The organism is Bacillus sp. SIMBA_005 (assembly GCF_046535585.1).
Taxonomy (GTDB): Bacteria; Bacillota; Bacilli; order Bacillales; family Bacillaceae; genus Bacillus; species Bacillus pumilus.
On the sequence record NZ_JAWRWI010000644.1, the window covers coordinates 1 to 260 of the forward strand.

1 pseudogene is annotated in these 260 nt (G+C 43.1%); it reads right to left on the bottom strand.

The features are described from left to right. Positions 1 to 260: pseudogene (locus SB660_RS21655) on the bottom strand (macrolide family glycosyltransferase); the annotation flags it as partial.

Here is a 260-nt window from a genome sequence, read left to right on the forward strand (position 1 = left end):
GGTGCTCCTCGCCAAACAAGAAAGACGCCGATGAAGAGACTCCTGGAATATCTAAGTAATCCCTTACCAATTCCCCCGCGCCGAATTTATCATAATAAACAAAATCAAATTGAATGCTCTTAGATAAGTCTTTGACAATCTGTAAAATGTCTAATGACGTTTTGATATGGATTTTCACGAAATCAAGAATGCCATTGGGCGAACCGACATGAATAGGTGTCGTTCGCAGCAGATCCCGGTGAAGATGGACCGTTGCTCCC